22 protein-coding genes are annotated in these 19269 nt (G+C 36.2%); 15 read left to right on the plus strand and 7 right to left on the minus strand.

What is annotated here, in order from left to right; all coding sequences use genetic code 11:
• Nucleotides 1-103: 103 nt before the first annotated feature.
• The 7 genes from tnpB (VXM77_RS02495) to VXM77_RS02525 form a co-directional block, all read right to left on the minus strand.
• Nucleotides 104-460, minus strand: a complete 357-nt coding sequence (gene tnpB / locus VXM77_RS02495; protein ID WP_338505925.1) for an IS66 family insertion sequence element accessory protein TnpB — start codon at nucleotides 458-460, stop codon at nucleotides 104-106.
• Entirely contained in the window at nucleotides 450-644 is a 195-nt protein-coding gene (locus VXM77_RS02500) for a hypothetical protein (RefSeq protein ID WP_338505923.1), read from the minus strand. Before VXM77_RS02500 ends, tnpB (VXM77_RS02495) begins: the two co-directional genes overlap by 11 nt.
• Nucleotides 645-725: 81 nt before the next feature.
• On the minus strand, nucleotides 726-1499 hold the full coding sequence (locus tag VXM77_RS02505) for a transposase (RefSeq protein WP_338506900.1): 774 nt from the start codon (nucleotides 1497-1499) through the stop codon (nucleotides 726-728).
• 83 nt (nucleotides 1500-1582) lie between these two features.
• Nucleotides 1583-1978, minus strand: coding sequence for an IS66 family insertion sequence element accessory protein TnpB (tnpB, locus tag VXM77_RS02510; RefSeq protein WP_338506902.1), 396 nt, complete (start codon nucleotides 1976-1978; stop codon nucleotides 1583-1585).
• Nucleotides 1968-2138 (minus strand): hypothetical protein, encoded by a 171-nt coding sequence (locus VXM77_RS02515; protein WP_338506904.1) that lies wholly within the window; start codon nucleotides 2136-2138, stop codon nucleotides 1968-1970. Before VXM77_RS02515 ends, tnpB (VXM77_RS02510) begins: the two co-directional genes overlap by 11 nt.
• Before the next feature lie 129 nt (nucleotides 2139-2267).
• Nucleotides 2268-2531: a hypothetical protein gene (locus VXM77_RS02520; protein WP_338506906.1), complete on the minus strand. Its 264-nt coding sequence runs from the start codon at nucleotides 2529-2531 to the stop codon at nucleotides 2268-2270.
• A 79-nt stretch (nucleotides 2532-2610) separates the two neighbouring features.
• Nucleotides 2611-2940, minus strand: coding sequence for a helix-turn-helix domain-containing protein (locus tag VXM77_RS02525; protein WP_338506908.1), 330 nt, complete (start codon nucleotides 2938-2940; stop codon nucleotides 2611-2613).
• Nucleotides 2941-3950: 1010 nt separating this feature from the next.
• Here VXM77_RS02525 and VXM77_RS02530 point away from each other — a divergent pair.
• The 15 genes from VXM77_RS02530 (at nucleotide 3951) to VXM77_RS02600 (ending at nucleotide 19255) form a co-directional block, all read left to right on the plus strand.
• Entirely contained in the window at nucleotides 3951-5906 is a 1956-nt protein-coding gene (locus VXM77_RS02530; protein WP_338506909.1) for a nucleoside-diphosphate sugar epimerase/dehydratase, read from the plus strand.
• Nucleotides 5890-6492: a sugar transferase gene (locus tag VXM77_RS02535; protein ID WP_338506911.1), complete on the plus strand. Its 603-nt coding sequence runs from the start codon at nucleotides 5890-5892 to the stop codon at nucleotides 6490-6492. Before VXM77_RS02530 ends, VXM77_RS02535 begins: the two co-directional genes overlap by 17 nt.
• Nucleotides 6479-7126: an acetyltransferase gene (locus VXM77_RS02540; RefSeq protein WP_338506913.1), complete on the plus strand. Its 648-nt coding sequence runs from the start codon at nucleotides 6479-6481 to the stop codon at nucleotides 7124-7126. The genes VXM77_RS02535 and VXM77_RS02540 overlap by 14 nt, the downstream gene beginning before the upstream one ends.
• A gap of 14 nt (nucleotides 7127-7140) precedes the next feature.
• The gene (locus VXM77_RS02545; protein WP_338506916.1) at nucleotides 7141-8289 is read left to right on the plus strand and encodes an aminotransferase class I/II-fold pyridoxal phosphate-dependent enzyme; all 1149 of its coding nucleotides are present in this window, start codon (nucleotides 7141-7143) and stop codon (nucleotides 8287-8289) included.
• 213 nt (nucleotides 8290-8502) lie between these two features.
• On the plus strand, nucleotides 8503-8661 hold the full coding sequence (locus VXM77_RS02550) for a hypothetical protein (RefSeq protein WP_338506917.1): 159 nt from the start codon (nucleotides 8503-8505) through the stop codon (nucleotides 8659-8661).
• An 8-nt stretch (nucleotides 8662-8669) separates the two neighbouring features.
• The gene (locus VXM77_RS02555) at nucleotides 8670-9569 is read left to right on the plus strand and encodes a hypothetical protein (protein WP_338506919.1); all 900 of its coding nucleotides are present in this window, start codon (nucleotides 8670-8672) and stop codon (nucleotides 9567-9569) included.
• Nucleotides 9570-10221: 652 nt separating this feature from the next.
• Nucleotides 10222-10902, plus strand: a complete 681-nt coding sequence (locus VXM77_RS02560) for a Wzz/FepE/Etk N-terminal domain-containing protein (protein ID WP_338506922.1) — start codon at nucleotides 10222-10224, stop codon at nucleotides 10900-10902.
• Nucleotides 10903-10905: 3 nt separating this feature from the next.
• A complete protein-coding gene (locus VXM77_RS02565) occupies nucleotides 10906-11598 on the plus strand; it encodes a CpsD/CapB family tyrosine-protein kinase (protein ID WP_338506924.1) in 693 nt (230 codons plus the stop codon).
• Between the two features lie 24 nt (nucleotides 11599-11622).
• Nucleotides 11623-12729: a glycosyltransferase family 4 protein gene (locus VXM77_RS02570; protein WP_338506926.1), complete on the plus strand. Its 1107-nt coding sequence runs from the start codon at nucleotides 11623-11625 to the stop codon at nucleotides 12727-12729.
• Nucleotides 12730-12734: 5 nt separating this feature from the next.
• Nucleotides 12735-13841 (plus strand): glycosyltransferase, encoded by a 1107-nt coding sequence (locus VXM77_RS02575; RefSeq protein WP_338506928.1) that lies wholly within the window; start codon nucleotides 12735-12737, stop codon nucleotides 13839-13841.
• A 5-nt stretch (nucleotides 13842-13846) separates the two neighbouring features.
• Nucleotides 13847-15070, plus strand: coding sequence for a hypothetical protein (locus tag VXM77_RS02580; RefSeq protein WP_338506930.1), 1224 nt, complete (start codon nucleotides 13847-13849; stop codon nucleotides 15068-15070).
• Nucleotides 15067-16149, plus strand: coding sequence for a glycosyltransferase family 4 protein (locus VXM77_RS02585; RefSeq protein WP_338506932.1), 1083 nt, complete (start codon nucleotides 15067-15069; stop codon nucleotides 16147-16149). Before VXM77_RS02580 ends, VXM77_RS02585 begins: the two co-directional genes overlap by 4 nt.
• 1 nt (nucleotide 16150) lies before the next feature.
• Complete coding sequence (locus VXM77_RS02590; protein WP_338506934.1) at nucleotides 16151-17179, plus strand: glycosyltransferase family 2 protein; 1029 nt, start codon at nucleotides 16151-16153, stop codon at nucleotides 17177-17179.
• A gap of 16 nt (nucleotides 17180-17195) precedes the next feature.
• The gene (locus VXM77_RS02595) at nucleotides 17196-18239 is read left to right on the plus strand and encodes a glycosyltransferase family 2 protein (protein ID WP_338506936.1); all 1044 of its coding nucleotides are present in this window, start codon (nucleotides 17196-17198) and stop codon (nucleotides 18237-18239) included.
• Nucleotides 18230-19255: a glycosyltransferase family 2 protein gene (locus tag VXM77_RS02600; protein ID WP_338506938.1), complete on the plus strand. Its 1026-nt coding sequence runs from the start codon at nucleotides 18230-18232 to the stop codon at nucleotides 19253-19255. Before VXM77_RS02595 ends, VXM77_RS02600 begins: the two co-directional genes overlap by 10 nt.
• Nucleotides 19256-19269 lie beyond the last annotated feature (14 nt).

A 19269-nucleotide genomic window follows, 5' to 3' on the forward strand; every position in this document is an offset into this window, starting at 1 on the left:
TTCACCTGCTTTCAAAAAGGTTTCGTGTTAAGATTAGTATACCTAATCTTACAACTTATGAAAATAGAAATAAGAGATTTTTGTCGAAAATCCCTTATTTCTATTAGTATAAACATCCTGTTTTAGCAGGTTTAATGGCTTTGGGTTGTTGAATGGATAACCCCTCTAATAACCAACGGAGTTCTTGGGCCGTTAATTTCTTAACTTCATCTTGATCTTTAGGCCATTGTAAATTTCCATTTTCAATTCGTTTGTACAATAACATAAATCCCTCACGATCCCAGTACAAAGCTTTATATCGATCCTTTTTTCTTCCACAAAACAAGAAGATAGCATCATTAAATAAATCTAAGTTGTATTTATCCGAGACGACACTAGCTAAACCGTCAATCCCACAACGCATATCAGTATGGCCACAAACGATAAAGATATTTTGAACCGTAGTAAAATCAACGAGCATACTTAGACATCTCCGCTAGAACAGTATGTAAGATATATTTGTTCACACCATTGTAAAACGTGACTTCAGCATCCTTAATTTTAAAGTGACAAACAGGTGTATTTTTATTAGTCTCAGATACTGAATGAGACTTTAAATTAGAGTCACTCAATGCGACTGGAACTATAATAGGATTTTCTTTCATAAAAAATAGACCTCCTTTACTTTGATAGCTACAGTATAGCTCAAAGTTGAAGGTCATAATAGACATGTTTATATTACGTGCTTACAATTTATCTAGAAATAGTTTGTATAAAGGTTCTAGCCAATCAAAAGAGGCACGGATAATCCAATTAGAGAGAGTTTTCCGACTTACTTCTAATCCATAAGACGACCATTCTTTCTCTTGGCGATAAGTTGGTAATCCGAGTTCAAATTTTTGATGAAAAAGCCAAGCCAATGTTGTTGGTCCTGCTAAGCTACGTTGGATAGGTCCCTTAGGAACCTCGGCACAACGAATGGATTTAGCTTCAAGATTAGGATCATGACAATCACATTCGTAGGCATGTGAAATATAAACTTTCTTATATAATCGTGCAGGTACAAAACAGACTTCTTCACGAACAACCTTTTTCCCCATTGGTTTCATGGCCTGACCGCAATGGTCACATGTACAATCCTCTCCATGAAGTTCACAATGAACCTCTTCAATAGGTAAATCTTTCGTTAATTCTGCTTTACGACCAGATGTCTTACGACGGCGATACGTAATTTCCTCTGTCGGTTCATCCTTTGTCAGAGGTTCTTCTAATACAGGATCCCCAAAAAGGGTAAGCTGACCTGGATCAACCTTAGTTTTCTCGCTTGAGGATCCAAAAAGCTTTTTTGAAAGAAACTCAACCTGTTCAATAAGCGTATCAATTTTGTCGGTCTGCTCCATCATTTTTAATTGGAGCTTATTAATTTTTTCCTCTTTTTGGGCGAGTAGTTGAGCTTGTTGATCCAGTTTCTTTAATAGTTTCTGATTTTCTTCGATTAGTTTTGATTCAAACGTGTTCAACTTGGCTCACCTCTTTTCTAAATGATTTTATTAGTCTTAGTATGTCCAACTTTATATAGAAAATACAGGATTTATTACCATTTTTAATTAATGCATCCTTTGCGGGCGGGTTTGATAGCTTTAGGCTGTTGGATAGAGAGTCCCTCAAGTAACCAGCGAAGCTCCTGACTCGTTAACTTTTTGAATTCTTCTTGGTTTCGTGGCCATTGAAGGTTCCATTCCCCACTTAGGGAGGAATTAAACCGTGTGGGGGCCCCGTTCTCTATCCTTTTATATAATAAGATAAAGCCATCCGTATCCCAATAAAGTGCTTTAAATCGATCCTTTTTTAGACTACAGAAAAGAAATAAGGCATCATCAAATAAATCTAAATTATATTTATCCGTAATAATTCCCGCGAGACGATCAATCCCACAACGCATATCCGTCCGACCACAAACGACAAAAATATTTTTAACATGAGTGAAATCAACTAACATTTTTCATCAACTCCGTCAGAACTCTCCTTAAAAGATCGTCATTAATCTCAGGATAAAAAGTTATTTCACTTCCATTCAGTTGAACACAACAGATGGGAGTTCCTTTTTTAGTAGAATCCGTTTCAAGCTGAATCGGAACAATTAATGGACTTTCCTTCATAAAAATGACCTCCTTTTCTTTGATAGCTAAAGTATAGCTCAAAGTTGGAGGTCAAAATAGACATGTTTATATTACGCGCTTACCCTTTAAGTCAGCTTCTACTTTGGAATAACAGGCAAACTCTTTTCCTCAATCAATCGTATAGGTTTTAAAGGTGTCTTTAGGAATGGGTTCATATAACCCACTAATCGCTCGATACATTTCTGAAGCCGAGCGATTTTTTATTTTTACAGCCACATAAAAGCGTGTTTGACGTTCAACAAAGGTGGCTAAACAACCTTTATTTTTACAAAGACTTGAAACAACCGTATCAAGTTCCCAGTGTCCAAATGTATGACATTTGTTCACCTCTTTGAGACGTTGATGAAGTGAGGCCAATGTTAAATCGTCCACGTGTTTCTCGTGGTTTTCGACGCTTTCCTTTTTGCCTTAAACTACTTAAATCTCCTAATAAAATCGTTCCATCATAAATTCAACGATAAAAAGTTTTAAATGAAATGCTCCTCTTTAAAACCGTATTAGAAATTTGTTCGAGTAACCAAGTTAGCCATAAATATTTTTGAATTGTTTTTATTAGTTGTTCTGATTTCAACTCTTTACAATGACAAACTAAGCGACGTTGCCCAGCTAATTCATCGGCTAACTCAGACTGATATGTCTGTTGAGTATTTCGTTTTAGTTCACGAGCAATCCTGGAATGATGACAATTTATTTGTCCCACAATTTGTCTCGTTGAATAGCCGATTTTTGAAAGAATTTCTATACGTGTGCGCTCAAATGTGTTAAGATGTTTATAACTCATAAATAGATCTCCTTGTTAAGAATTCGGTGTGGTAACTTCATTCTATAACTAAGATTCTATTTATGAGTTTTTTTTGTGTCGCACTTAATATTACAATTCGTCTCAGCAAAGAATTGGTAGTGAAGGAGAATAAGTTATTGTAAGATTCTATGAGCAAAATCTTAACTTCAACTTTCATCCATATTTACAAGAAAGATTCGAGTTCATTTTAAATAATTATATGACTTGGGATGGAATCCCTGATAGTAGTACATTAAGTGTTAGATTAGTCAAATGGAATAAGGAGGTAGTGGGCGATTTAGACCATACAGAGTTTATTTTTAACGTTGGAGGTGATTATCGGGATAATATCTAAAATGAATGGGAGCCTGATTGATCAACCAATGGGGAACAGTATGGTTTACTAATGTGTCACCCGAACGTTGTGATGAATTAATTCCGAAATATTTTTATTAAGCTAAATACAAATTCACTGAACAGTAAACACAAATAGTGAAAGTACAAAGGGCGATTTAATTTATTTATATGAATTGTACAATTTTTGCGAAAGAAACTGTAAAGAAATTGTAAAAACATAAATATACCGACATATATTACCGGTGCATTTGTAATATAATTAAACCAGTTATTCCTGAGCTTATAAGGCAGATATTTTAATATTAACTGTGCCAATTGAAGAGCATACTTACTAAAAATGTCGATAATATTTAAAATTTCGCATTTAACAGATGTTTTATTGTATACAGTATTAAAAATGTATAAAATATATGTTATACTTAAATGGTATGCATTTATTGGGGTTTAAATGGGAGAATCCAATTGAAGATAAGAGAGACTAGTGGGGTAGGAGATCAAGGGATTCAATAATTGGGGAGAGATTTATTGAGTTCATTCTAATGCGTTATTCTTTTGAAATCCTATAACCAATCACTAATTGATTTGGTTATAGGATTTTTTTATTTATAGATGTCAAAAGGATAAATTATTTAATAAAAATGAGGAGGTTACATATGGGAGAGAAAACCGATTTAGGGATATTTATGCGTAAAAGGTTTATCAAAAAAATAATTCTAATGAGTATAGACATCCTTCTAATTATGCTTGCGTATCTATGTGCTATCTTTTTTCGTTATTATATGGAAGGTCATACTATTACGGAAATGATAGGAGTTCTTTTCGCCTTTAAAGCTCAACTTCTATTAAGTTTGGTTATTTTACTCATTTGCCAATGGAAAATGAGACAGTATCAAAGCATTTGGACGTTAGCGAGTTTAGAGGACTTTGCCTTAGGTACCATTTCTTTTATTATCGGAACCATCGTTAATTTAATGCTTTCTATGGCGATTCCAAATCGGATTCCGTTTCTTGTGACAATCCTTGCGGGTATTTTAGCAATGGTGTTGTGTAATGGGGTTCGCATTGCCTGGCGAATGCTCCGTCGGATCATTATTTCGTCTCAATTAGATCAAAAGGGTCAACAACAACGTGTTTTGATTTATGGAGCGGGAAGTGCTGGAACACTCGTTTTAAATGAATACAAAAGAAATCCGCATCTTGGGAAAAAAGTGATTGGTTTCCTGGATGATGATTCTGAAAAATTTGGAACAGTCATAGGAGCGACGCCAGTTTTAGGTGAACGAAAAGATTTAGAAACTATTATTAACGATTATCAAATTGATGAAGTTATTATAGCCATCGCTCACTTAGATTATTCAATATTAAATGAAGTTTCAGTAAAAGCGAAACGATTAAATATATTGGTTAAGACGATGCCAGGTTTATTTGAATTAATCGATGGAAAGTTTAATGTTGGGATGATTCGAGATGTATCGGTAGAGGAGTTATTAGCCCGTGATTCGATTCAACTGGATTATGAGGGAATTAGTGATTATTTAGAACAACAGGTCGTGATGGTAACCGGTGGTGGAGGATCGATTGGATCGGAGTTGTGTCGTCAGATTGCTAAATTCCATCCAACGCAACTCATTATCGTTGATATTTACGAAAATAATGCATATGATTTACAAAATGAATTACGTCGCCAATATCCGCACTTAAATTTAGTGACGTTGATTGCGTCTGTTCGTGAACGCGACCGTTTGAAAGAAATTTATGAGACGTATCGTCCAGACGTCGTTTTCCATGCTGCTGCTCATAAGCATGTGCCGTTAATGGAAGATAGCCCGGCGGAAGCAATTAAAAATAATGTGGTTGGAACGCTTCATACGGCGGAATTGGCAAGTGAATATGGTGTGAAACGATTTGTTCTGATCTCAACAGATAAGGCGGTAAATCCAACGAACGTCATGGGGGCAACGAAACGATTATGTGAAATGATTATTCAATCGTTAAATCCAACAAGTGAAACGGATTTTGTTGCTGTGCGCTTCGGAAATGTACTCGGTTCAAATGGATCGGTGGTTCCACTATTTAAAAAGCAAATTGCAAAAGGTGGTCCGGTCACGTTAACGCATAAGGATATTGTTCGTTATTTTATGACGATTCCTGAGGCCGCGCAACTTGTGTTGCAAGCGGGAGGATTCGCGAAAGGTGGAGAAATCTTTGTGCTTGATATGGGGAAACCGGTTAAGATTTATGATTTAGCTGAAAATTTAATTAAATTATCGGGATATGAACCTCACACCGAAATTGAAATTCAGGTGACGGGACTTCGCCCGGGTGAAAAGCTATACGAAGAGCTTTTAATGGACGAGGAAGGCTTAACTAAAACAGACCATAAAAAAATCTTTATCGGTAAGCCAGGAGACTTTGAACTTTGCACAGTAAAAAAACAAATTAATGAGTTGATTGTAGCAACAACAAAGGGAAGCACGGAGTTAAAAGCTAAATTGAAAGAAGTTGTCCCAACTTATCGCGAACCTGAACATCATAAAATAAATGTACAGTTGGCTCAATCGAATGAAGAAGTGATGAATAGGGGGATAAAGTGTGCAACAACGAATTAAGAGGATATTCGACTTTATGATTGCCTTAATAGGGATCATTATTGCTTCACCGATTTTATTAATCGTGGCAATTTTAGTGCGCCTAAACTTAGGAGCGCCGATTTTATTTCGCCAACCTCGTGTTGGGTTAAATGGCGAAGTATTCGAAATGGTGAAGTTTCGAACAATGAAAGATGCCAAAGATGCAAAGGGTCATCTTTTACCGGATGACGAGCGATTAACGAAGTTTGGTCAATTTTTAAGACAAAGTAGTTTAGATGAATTACCTGAATTGTTTAATGTGTTAAAAGGGGATATGAGTTTAGTAGGACCCCGACCACTTCTTGTTGAGTATCTCCCTCTTTACTCAAAAGAACAGATGCGACGTCATGAGGTTCGCCCAGGAATTACGGGATACGCTCAAATTAATGGAAGAAATAATATCTCTTGGACCAAAAAATTTGAATTAGATGTTTATTATGTGGACAACCATCGGTTAAGTCTTGATTTTAAAATTTTGGCGCAGACGTTTGCGAAGGTGTTGAAACAATCGGATATTAGTCAAGAGGGGCATGTGACGGTGGAGAAGTTTAATGGAGCAAATTAAGATGAAGCAGATTATTCTTTTTGGAGCGGGTGGCCATGCCGCGGTGATTATAGACTGCTTAAAAGCACAAATCGAACACGGGGCGCCGATTGAAATTAAAGGATTACTCGATGATTCGGGGAAAACGGAATGGATGGGGTATCCCATCTTAGGAAGGACTGATTCGGCGGATCGATTTCATGGTGGGCAGACGGAATTTGTTTTGGCCATTGGTTCGAATGAGGTACGTGAGCGATTGGCTCGTCAGTATTCACACTTCCCCTTTTATACGGTGATTCATCCAACGGTGACGATGGGAACGAATGTAACCCTCGGTGTGGGAACTGTGGTGATGCCAAATGTGGTGCTGAACGCGAATACCCAAGTTGGCTGCCATGCGATTATTAACACGGGCGCTATTGTGGAACATGATAACGTGATTGGGGACTATGTTCACCTTTCTCCCAACGCCACTTTATGTGGGACCGTGACCGTTGGCGACTTGACTCATATTGGAGCAGGAGCAACGGTGATTCAAGGGATTACGATAGGTTCTCGTTCAATCATTGGAGCGGGGGCAACCGTCGTAAATGACTTAGCTCAGGATGTAACCGCGGTCGGGGTTCCGGCGCGCGTGATTAAACAACGACGATAAAGGGGATGAAAATGATGACACGAATATATTTAGCGTCTCCTCATATGAGTGAGGAAGGGTACGAACAAACTTATGTTAAAGAGGCTTTTGATACGAATTGGGTGGCGCCACTCGGACCAAATGTGAATCAGTTTGAACAAGAATTAGCCGATTATGTCGGGGTGAAATCAGCTTCTGCTCTTTCGAGCGGAACCGCAGCGATTCATCTTGGATTAAAAGCATTAGGTGTTGGAGAAGGAGACATTGTTTTTTGTTCAACCCTCACTTTTTCTGCTTCATGTAATCCGATTTTATACTTAGGAGCAACACCTGTGTTTATTGATAGCGATGCTGCAACATGGAACATGTGTCCAAAAGCCCTGAAGAAGGCTTTTGAAGACGCCATAAAACGCCATCAGCTTCCTAAAGCTGTCGTTGTTGTGAACTTATATGGACAAAGTGCAGACATGGATCCTATTTTAGAACTCTGTCAGAAATATAACGTCCCAATTTTAGAAGACGCTGCCGAATCATTAGGATCAACGTATAAAGGACGAATGAGTGGAACGATAGGAGATATTGGAATCTATTCCTTTAATGGAAATAAAATCATCACGACTTCAGGTGGGGGGATGATGGTTTCTAATCATGAAGCGTACACAAAAAAGGCGACGTTTTGGGCAACTCAATCGCGTGAGGCAGAACGTCATTACGAACATCAAGAACTTGGCTATAACTATCGGATGTCAAATGTTTTGGCTGGAATCGGTCGCGGACAGCTAAAAGTTTTAAATGACCGAATTGTAAAGAAGAAAGAAATTTATGAAACATACAAAGAAGCTTTCAGAGATATTGAAGATATAGAAATGATGAATATTTGTGACTTTGGGGAGTCGAACTATTGGTTATCGGTCATGACCCTCAAAGAAACATCTCAGGTGAAACCATTAGATATCCTGTTAGCGTTAGAAAAAGAAAACATCGAATCGCGTCCGGTATGGAAACCGATGCATATGCAGCCGGTCTTCAAACAGTATCCGTTCTTTACAGCAACGGATGACCAACCGGTATCAGAAGACTATTTTAATCGTGGAGTCTGCTTACCATCAGATACGAAAATGACAGCCAGACAACAACAAAGCGTCATTGATATTATTAGCAACCTTTTTTCTACAAAAAAATAGGAATTAAACAAATAAAGAGACGAATAGGATCTACCCGCTCTCTTTATTTGTTTTTTTTTTTTGTTTATTTTTAAGAGGGATGAGATAAAGTATAGCACCATATTTGGTAAATCTATTTATATTTATGTAATATATGCTAAAATTTTCTATGTAGTATCCAATACTAAATTATTATTAGTGAGAAAATGATAAAAATTAGAGGAGGTCTTTGTAATGGAAAAATGGGATAATCAATCATTAGAGGCATGGGTGGATCCACATTTAGCAGTTGTTGAGGAAGTGTTACGAGATACAACAAATCTAACACCTTCAGGTGATGACTCTAGTAGTGAAGACCCTAACCCTAGTAGTCATAACCCTTCAGTTTCATAGGGGGGCTTATGAACTATTATCAGGCATATGGATTAATTATTAGAAGTGAATTAAGACTTGATGAATTGATTGCCGTGGACGAGCAACCTTATGATCTTGAGTTATTAGTTAATAAAATTCCAGCGCATATTGAAAGAGAAGTCATAGAAAATCAAATCCGAGGCTTCGATGCAAGTGAGATCTGGTTTAAGGTAAATAATATTGGGATCTTTTATATTAAGGACGGGCAACAGATTATTATTAAACCGGAAAAAGAGGCTAGCTTGATACGCGTTAAGCAATTTATTTATGGTCGGTGTTTCGCGTATGCATTACTGCAGAGAAATGTCGTGGTGTTGCACGGGGCAACAGTTAATCTTTCAGGTGAGGCCGTAATGATTGTTGGAAATAGTGGTGCGGGGAAATCAACGTTGACTTCAGCCTTGAGACAAGATGGACATGGATTTATTTGCGATGATGTTTCACCGATTAATCATCTATTCATGGAGTGTTTATGTGTCACACCGGCTTTTCCTGTTCAACGGGTTCACCAGTCGACGATGGAAGAACAAAATTATGATTTGACTCAGCATGAATATATTGAGTATAGTGAAGGTAAACGAATTTATCTCGTATCGACGCGTGACCATTTCGCCAAAACGCCGATTCCATTAAAAATCATTGTTGAAATTCAACCAACGGAAGAAAGCGAAGTGTCTTTAGAGGAACTTAAGGGGCAAGAAAAGATTCATACGGTATATCGTAATATCTTTGGTTCGCGGGCTCGTGCTAAGATAGGATTAAATGCGGAATATTTTAAAAAGTGTACGGAAATTGCTAAACAAATTCCAGTTTATCGAATGAAACGCCCTCACGGTCAGTACACGGTAGACAGACAAAAAGAATTATTGTATCAACTCTTAGCCTAAACGAATCATTAGAAATAGAATGAAATAATCTTTAACATATTAGCATACGATGGATTTGTAAAAGACGGTTAAACGTTTTTTACAAATCTTTTTATTTATTTTTGGATGAATTTTAATAATCGACATTTATTGTTAGGGGATAGGCTGTATAATAGGGAGTCGGTAAAATAATAAGGTTAAAATATACTTCCTATCGTATTCCAACAATAAACAGATTAGGATAATCACTTATTTAATGATTTTATTGGTATAATAAGGTAAAATATATACAAAATACCAAAAAATAAATGATTGAGGGATAAAAGGGAGGCTCTAATGATATAATTTAATTAAGCAATTGGGCGATGTTATTGGGGAAAGGGGAAGAACCAAGCAGGCCTAATGAATCAATCGGAGGTTTGGGTGGAATTTTCATTATCACCATAAATGTCTATCTCTCAAATTATCGAAAGCTATATTTCCCCACTAGAAAATATGGCTTTTTTATATGAGTAGGATAGGGAGGACTATTAAGGTTAGGCAGTAATGATATTAAATCCTAATAGATTTAGTAGAGAGGTAGTGTCTAAGTTTCTGTTGAAATGAAGCTTAGAGATGCTAGAGTATCGATGTGATCATGAAATTAAAAGAGTTAAGAGGAGGACCTTAGGTTATGTTACAAAGGAGATTAGACGTTAAGGAATTAATTGGGTTACTATTTAAAAAATCATGGATTATTATTTTAATCACCTGTATCTTCGGGGGGATAGGTTATTGGAAGGCCACAACCTTAACAACAACGTATCAATCAAGAGTAAAAGTATATATTGGGGATTCTGAAAATGTCATGGCGGGATATATGACGGATCAGGCCTATTCGTATTATAGCTTTATGACTGCTTTTAAAGAGATGATTGTGATTGAAGATTTTCTTAATGAAACATTAAAAAAGCACAATCTTGATTTAACGGCAGGCCAAGTGAGTAGTCAGTTAACGTTTACCGAATCAGATAAATATTCGCCTATTTTAGGAATTACTTACCAAAGTGGAAATCAAAAACAGGCTAAAAAAGTGCTGGAAGTTTTAACGAAAGAATTTGAACAGCAGGCACAAAAAATTGTCCCAGGGGTTAATGTTAAGGTGATTGATAGTGTGAAGGTATATCCAATTCACCCCAATAAAAAGGTAGTTATTTTAACAGGGGCTTTAGTCGGGTTTGTCGTCTCAGTAGGAGCCATTTTAGCGCTTGATTTTTTAGATGATCGTATTCGCAATAAAGAAATGGTTGAAAAGTTATTACCTGTTCCTGTTTTAGGACAACTTCCCCACTTTAGCTCAAAGGAGGAAATGTAAGAGATGGAAAAATTTAAAAAATCATTATCGATGGAGGCCTATCGTTCACTCCGCACGAGCATTCAATACTCAGGAATTGATACTGAACTAAAGTCGTTAGTCGTGACGAGTTCAATTCCAGGGGAAGGAAAATCTACAGTGGCATCAAATCTCGCCAAATCGTTTAGCAAAATGAATAAAAAAGTTTTATTAATTGATGCCGATTTACGTAAACCAACGATTCATAAGAAATTACAATTATCTAATCAAGTAGGACTAAGCGATTTAATTGTTCAAAAGTTGAACCCTAGCGAGGTCATTCAGAAAGTGGATGATCAATTTGATGTGTTAACCGCTGGGAAAATCCCACCTAATCCTGCAGAATTAGTTGGCTCTGAAAAAATGTCCCAGTTACTCAGCTATTTAAAAGAGACGTATGATTATATTATTATTGATACGCCGCCGGTTTTATCGGTGACAGATCCACAACTTTTAGCACTCAAGGCCGATGGAACATTAATGGTCATTCGTGAAGGAAAGGCTAGACAAAAATTAATCCTGAATGCTTATAAAGAACTGAAAAAACTAAATGTTAATGTAATTGGGAGTATCTTAAATGACTGCGGTCAGAAAATGGGAGGATATTCACAGTATTATTATCAATATGAGGACCAACCCGAGAACAAAAAACGTCTATTTGGACGAAAAAATAAATAAGCGATTGCCTGAAGGGAGGCTATCATGAAAAAAGTTTTATATGTAACGACGGTTAGCCGAACCGTCAATGCCTTTTTAGTTCCTCATATTCATATGTTACTAGATGAAGGATACCTTGTGGATCTCGCAACGAGCATTGACAAACCCGTTGATGAATCTTTAATAAATCGAGGGGTACACGTCTTTAATATTCCGTTTGCCAGAAATCCGCTTCATCCAGGAAATTTAACGGCATTTAAGGAGTTAATCAAAATTCAAAACCAAAAGCAGTATGATATTGTTCATGTTCATACCCCAGTTGCTTCTTTATTTGGACGGTTACTTAAATTAAGGGATTCACATGTTAAAACGATTTATACAGCACATGGCTATCACTTTTTAAAGGGTGGATCTAACGTAGGGTGGATGTTATATTATCCAATTGAATGGATGATGGCGAAATTAACAGACGTGACCATCACCATTAATCAAGAGGACTATGAAATTACGACGAAGCGATTAAAACCAAAGAAAACTTATTTAATGGATGGGGTCGGACTTGATTTGTCACACTATAAAGTTTTATCACACGAGGCTATTTGTGATAAGCGACAGGAGTTAGGGCTTCATTCTGATGATTTTATCATTATTATGATTGCAGAATTAAATGAAAATAAGAACCAAATCCAACTCCTTAAAGCCATCGAACGTTTAAAAGATAAATATTCGAACATTAAGGCGCTCTTTGTTGGGGAAGGGTTAAAATTACAGGAGTTGCAACAACAAGCCACCGAATGTGGCATTCAAAAACACGTTCAATTTTTAGGGTTTAGAACGGATATTACCGAATTAATTAATGTATCAAATATTGGGGTCTTACTCTCATATCGGGAGGGATTACCTCGTAATTTAATGGAACTCATGGCATGCGGACGTCAAATGATTGGAACAAATATTCGTGGCTGCCGTGATATTATTTGCGATGATACCGTTGGGTGTCTCGTAGAGGTCGGTGACGATGAAACCCTTGCTCATGAAATCGAAAGATTATATTTGAAAAATGATTCAAGTTTTTCCTTAAGCCCACATTTAAAGAAATATGAAATGGCATCTGTTCTTAAGGAATTAAAAATGATTTACGAAGGAGTGTAAGTACCATGAGAGTTTTGCATTTATTACCAATGAATAAACTAAGTGGTGCCGAGCGAGTGGGATTACTAATCTGCAAACATATGACAGGGGTAGAATCCTTCGTTTTAACTGGGGGAGAAGAGCTAGCTAACGTATTTATTAACGAGGGAGTCGAGGCCTATCCTGTTCATTTCTCTATTAAAAATATGCTCGGTTTAACTAGCAGACTTAAGGCTTTTATCGAGGAAAAAAACATTGATCTCATTCATGCCCATGATAATCTTGCGTCCCTTGCGGCTATTTTAACGCAAAAGAGGTATGGTTTAACGATTAAAGTCGTTTCACATATTCACAACTGTTATCCGTGGTTAACAACTGGTGGGATCATCCAAAAAATTGATCGATGGGTACGTCCTCAATATGACCATAACATCGCCTGTGGAAAAATTGTCTTCGATTATTATCAGGCAAATGCGACCTATTTTAAACCTGAGAAAACGACGATTTTATCCAATGCCATTGATTTAGAGAGCCTAGAGAGTGTTTCAACACATCGCGTCAACGAATTGAAGGAGACATTTAACCTTCCATCTAATCAGACGATTATTGGATACATTGGTCGACTCTCAGAACAAAAAGGAATGATTCCTTTTATAAAGGCACTTCCAACATTTAAGGAGGCCTTCCAAGACTGTAAGCTTTTAATTGTCGGAAGTGGGGAACAGGAAGATGAAGTGAAACAGTTAGTTGAGGAGCTAGGGCTAGCTGACCTCTTTATCTTTGCGGGATTCCAATCTGATGTTTATCCGTTTTATCAATTAATGGATATTTTCTTTTTACCATCCCTTTATGAGGGGTTGCCGATGGTATTACTAGAGGCGGTTGGAAGTGGTGTTCCAACCATTTCAATGAATGTTGGGAGTATTGAAGAAGTTATTATTCCTGAAAAAACGGGTGTGTTGATTGAACCTAACAATCATAACGAATTTGTGAAACATTTGGTTCGCTTTAAGAATGATGTCTCATTGCGAGAACAGGTGGCGAAAAATGGGGCAGAGCATGTTCAATCTAAATTTAATATAAATGAATATAACCGTTTATTAAAAGCGGTATATGGACAGATAGTGGGTTAGAAAAAATGCGTTATTATTTAATTTTATTGTTAGCTGAAGGGTTTATTAGTTTGACGATGCAACATGTTATAGACAGAGAAGTGCTTGCTCTAATTTATATTGCATTGAATGTTCTTTTTTTCATCTTTCACTTTTACAAAAAATCAGATGATAAAGTGATGTTTATGATTTTAGTCGGAGGACTAATGTTAAGGATGGCGGCTCTGTATTATGATCGAACCGTCGCTTGGTTGCCCTTTAATACGACGGATGCCCAATCATTTCAAAAATTAGCAGTAGAGACAGCAGAAGCCCTACCAGGTACATTGCTTGAACATTTTACAGGATTTTATTCGCAGGTATTAGGGGTTATTTATTATATTTTTGGACCCTATCAATTTTGGGGGCATTTTCTAAATATTTCGTTTATTATGTTAGCTGCAACGAAGTTAATGGATATTGCCGATTTAATCGCTCTTACGGTGAAAAATAAAAAACTGATGCTTGCTCTCTGGTTATATATGCCCATTCCCTTTTTAATGGGGTATGCGCTATTACGGGAAGCAAGTATTTATTACTTTGTTGTATTATCGATTTATCATTTTCTCAAATGGACGAAGGGGTATCGCCCATGGGATATGGTCATTGCCATTTTAGCTGTAATCATCGGAGCTAAGTATCACGATGGATTAATTGCCATCGCGGTTCCCTATTTGTATGCGTTCCTATTTTATAGTCGCAAACGCCAAAAAATCAAAATAAATGTTTTAAATATTGTATGCATTATCACGGCCCTTGTCCTCTTCTTAGGCTTTATCGGTTCCGAAGAAGGACAGGAGTATATTGAAAAAACGAATGCTGAGACAGGAGGAGGGTCCTCTTACTTAACGAGTCTAAAGGTGGAAACGCCGGTCGAGTTTTTATTCGCAGGTCCAGTCAAAGCTGTTTACCTCCTTTATTCACCGATGCCTTGGTTAATTCGAGGTGGGATGGATATTCTAACTTTCTGTCTTGATTCAAGTTTGTGGATTTATACGACCTATTTATTCTTTAAAAACTATCGGCAGGTTGATAGTCGTTACCGAATTCTCGTTCTCTGTATTGTGATCGGTGGGTTTGTTTATGGAATGGGAACGTTAAATACTGGAACAGCCATTCGTCATCGAAATAAGCTCATGCCACTTGCGTTAGTTTTAATGATGGTTATTAGAAATAAATTAGATAGTGAGAAGGGGGAGAACCTCAGGTGAAGAAAATCTGCTTTTTAAATGGCAATATGTCACGTGCTGGTGGAACAGAACGAGTGACATCCATGATTGCGAATGAATTAGTTAAAGACTCAGCATATGAAATTCATGTGCTGAGCGTTACTAATCCGACGATGACTTCTTTTTTTGAATTACATCCGTTCGTCTATCAGGCGACTTTGTTAAGAAAGGGAGATGTTGATTTAAAGTACGATTATTTTAAAATTGTAAAGACACTTCGTCAGTATTTAAAAACGCATCAAATTGATATTTTAATCGAAGTAGACGTTATTTGTAATCTTTATACGATTCCAGCTACCCGTTGGACGAAGGTGAAGACAATTTCCTGGGAACATTTCAATTATTATTCGAATAATGGCTCACGGTTACGTGATTTTTCAAGAAAATTGACGAAATATTTTTCAACCCATATTGTGACACTAACTGAACAAGATCGTCGAAATTATCAAGAATACCTTGGAATAAAAGATAAAATAACGTGTATTTACAATCCGATTGAAAAAATTCCTGAGACGACGTATCGATCTGAGAGCAAACAAATTATTAGTGTTGGTCAATTAAGACATATTAAGGGATTTGATATATTGTGCGAGGTTGCCAAGGAAGTATTACCTAAGCACCCGGGATGGACATGGTTGATTATTGGGGAAGGAGCCGAGCGCCCGATGCTTGAGAAAAAAATTAAAGAATATCATTTAGAGGGGCGCCTTGTGCTAACAGGGAATCAAAAGGAGATGAGTCATTATTATCAAGACAGTTCTTTCTTTGTGATGACTTCTCGCTATGAAGGATTACCAATGACCTTGTTAGAAGCCAAGAGTTACCAATTACCAATTGTCAGCTTTGATTGTCAAACAGGACCGGCAGAGTTAATTTTATCATCAGAAAATGGATATCTCGTTGACATGGGTGATTGTAAGATGATGGAACAAAAGGTAACGGAATTGATTGAGAACCCATCACTGAGAGTAAGGTTTAGCTCAAATACCCTAAAAGATATTAAACGATTTGAGATGGATGAGGTGATTCGTAAATGGATCTCTTTATTGGAGGGGGTTTAGGATGAACGTTCCCTTTTTTAGTATTATTATTCCAGTTTATAATGTGGAAAAGTATCTACCTATTTGTATGGATAGTCTATTTCAGCAAACATATAAATCATTTGAAATACTACTCATTAATGATGGTTCAACGGATGATAGTGGAAAGCTGTGTGATGAATACGCACTAAACGATGAGCGCATCCGTGTTTTTCACTGTAAAAATCAAGGGGCAGGTCGTGCACGTAATGTAGGATTAGATTATGCAGCCGGACAATATATTTTATTTGTAGATGCGGATGACTGGTTAGAAACCGATACGTTATTAACCTATGTCCAGTCTTTAAAATCATATGATTGGTTAATTGGATGTTCTCATAATTGTTATTTTAATCACGAGAGTTTGTCTTCTATTAAAGTAGATTATTTTTATCCGGCAAATGCCTATCACTCAATGAGTGAGGTTCGAAAAATGTACGTAGAAATTGCGACAAACGGTGTTTCTCATGCACCCCATAATAAGGTGTATAAACGTGAAATTATTGAAAGATATCAATTGCGTTTTCCTGATCGTCCTAAGTATGAAGATTTAGCTTTTAATAATGCATATGTTGATAAAATTAATTCTTTGGTCATTATTAATGATCATACATATAATTATCGAGTCAGCAATTTAGAGGGGGTTGCTCAGAAACTACCATCTAATATGTTTGAGATTTTTATTGATGTGAATAACGAGTTAATTAAACTTCTAAAAAGTTGGGGTGTTTATCATCGGCGAGAACAACAATTATTAAAATCACAATTTATGATGGATACTGCTTCGTGTATCAATAATACGTATAATCCTAATTTAATGTATACATTTCAAGGTAGATATCGCTATATTAAAATGATCGTTGAAAATCCTAAGGTGCGTCAATCTTGTTCAGGTGTTAAGTGTTCAACCTTTGTGAATCTTATTGTTCGATTAGTGAAAATAAAGGCTGTTTTATTAATTATGGGATGTTACTCTTTAAAACATCGTGTTCGAGATTTATTACGAAAGTAGAGAGGAAAAGGATTAGATGAGAGAACCATTAGTTAGTATATTAATCCCGGTATATAATGCGGAAGCTTACTTATTAAATTTAATGAAGCAACTTCGTAGCCAAATCTTTATCAATTGGGAGGTTGTGATGGTCAATGATGGATCAACTGACGGCAGTGGTGAGTTGTGTGAGCAATTAGCGGCAACAGATCATCGGATTCGGATAATTCATCAATCAAATCAAGGTGTCTCAGCCACGCGAAATAAACTTCTTCAAAAGGCGAAGGGAACTTATATCGCCTTTGTAGATGCGGATGACCATTTAGATAATTATTATTTAGAAAAGCTTGTTAAACAAATGCAACAGAATTCCCCTGATTTAGTCGTTTGTGGATATGAAGAAGTGAAGGAACTAAAAGGTAACGTTATTAGTCGTCAGAATTCATTATTTTATCCGGATGAGTGTTTAGATGTAAACACCATGTCCCATCTGATAATGCCTTATATGAATAGTGGACTCTTTAATCCCCTTTGGAATAAACTTTACAAGCGTGAGATTATTGAACACAATCGCCTTTCATTTAGAGAAAACGTGGAAACAGGGGAAGATTTATTCTTTAATTTAGATTATTTTAAAAATATTCAAACGCTTTCGTTTATTAATGAGCCGCTCTATATTTACATGCGCCGACAAAATAACAGTATAACCTACCAATATATTGATCAGATGTATCAAAAAGGACTTGACATTCACCAAGGGATTGAGCAGTTTTTGAAAGTAATGCATTATGATACAAAAGAAAATGAATTGACTCTTATGGAAAACCATTTGGGTGGAGTTTTTTCTGCGTGGTTAAATTTATTTCACCGTGATTGTCATTTAACAGTGAGAGAAAAGAGAATAGCGATAAAAAAAATCTTACATCGCCATTATGTGAAAGAATGTGCAAATGAAGTGCGCTCCAATAATAAGATGATTAAGCTTACAAAGGGGTTAGTTCATTTAAACTCTATTACTGCAGTCATGTTATGTTTTAAAGTAATGAATAGCTTAAGGGAAGGGAGAAAAAAATGGAGATAAAAGTTAGTGTAGTTATGCCAGTTTACAATGCTGAAAAGTATTTAAGGCGTGCAATTGACTCTATTTTAAATCAAACATTAAAAGAAATCGAATTAATTTTAGTGAATGATGGTTCAAAGGATAAAAGTATTGATATTTGTCGCGAATATGAAGCACGTGATTCTCGGATTAAAGTTATCGATAAGAAAAACGAAGGGGCCTGTATTGCACGAAATACAGGTATTTCCATAGCCCAGGGAGAATATTTACAACTTGTTGATGCAGACGATTATTGTGAGTTAACTATGTTAGAAGAACAATATTATAGGGCAAAGGAAACAGGTGCAGAGGTAGTTATGTGTGGACTAAAATATGATATTTCATTAAAAAATGGTGAAATTTCATATGAGGAATCTCATTATAAAAATGCGATTTTAAAAGGGCGACAGGAAATTAAAGAAATTATGGTGGATATTCTGAATAACACATTATTTAATTACACGCACAACAAACTTTACCAGTTAAAATTTTTACGTCAGAAGGAATTAAAGTTTATCGAGTGGTTACCAATTGATCAGGATACCAATTTTAATATTGATGTATTTAGAAATCTATCGTGTTTAACGTTATCAACGGATAGCTACTATCACTATATTAAAACATTTGAGGATACCATTGTGAACCGTTATCACCCTAAAAAAATTGATGTTAGAGCTTACCGATATGAAAGGTTAATGGAGTTATTTAAAGAGTTTAACATCTATACAGAGGAAAATCAAAAATGGTTAGCCTCTATGTATATACATCAGGTTATTGACGCATTTGAGATGTACTTTCATCAGAAGTGTCCATTAACGAGAAGAGAAAAAATACAAAATATTAAAGATGTAATTAACCGAGAGGATATTATTGAGGCATTGGAGCGGGTTGAAAAAGGAAAAACGAAATTTACAGATATAGTATTAAAAAATATGAAGAAAAAAAATAGTAGTCTAATCTACTATTTAATCAAATTTAAAATGAAGATAAAATCATAAGGGAGCGCAGGTGA

The organism is Turicibacter sp. KK003 (genome assembly GCF_037014675.1).
GTDB lineage: Bacteria > Bacillota_I > Bacilli_A > MOL361 > Turicibacteraceae > Turicibacter > Turicibacter faecis.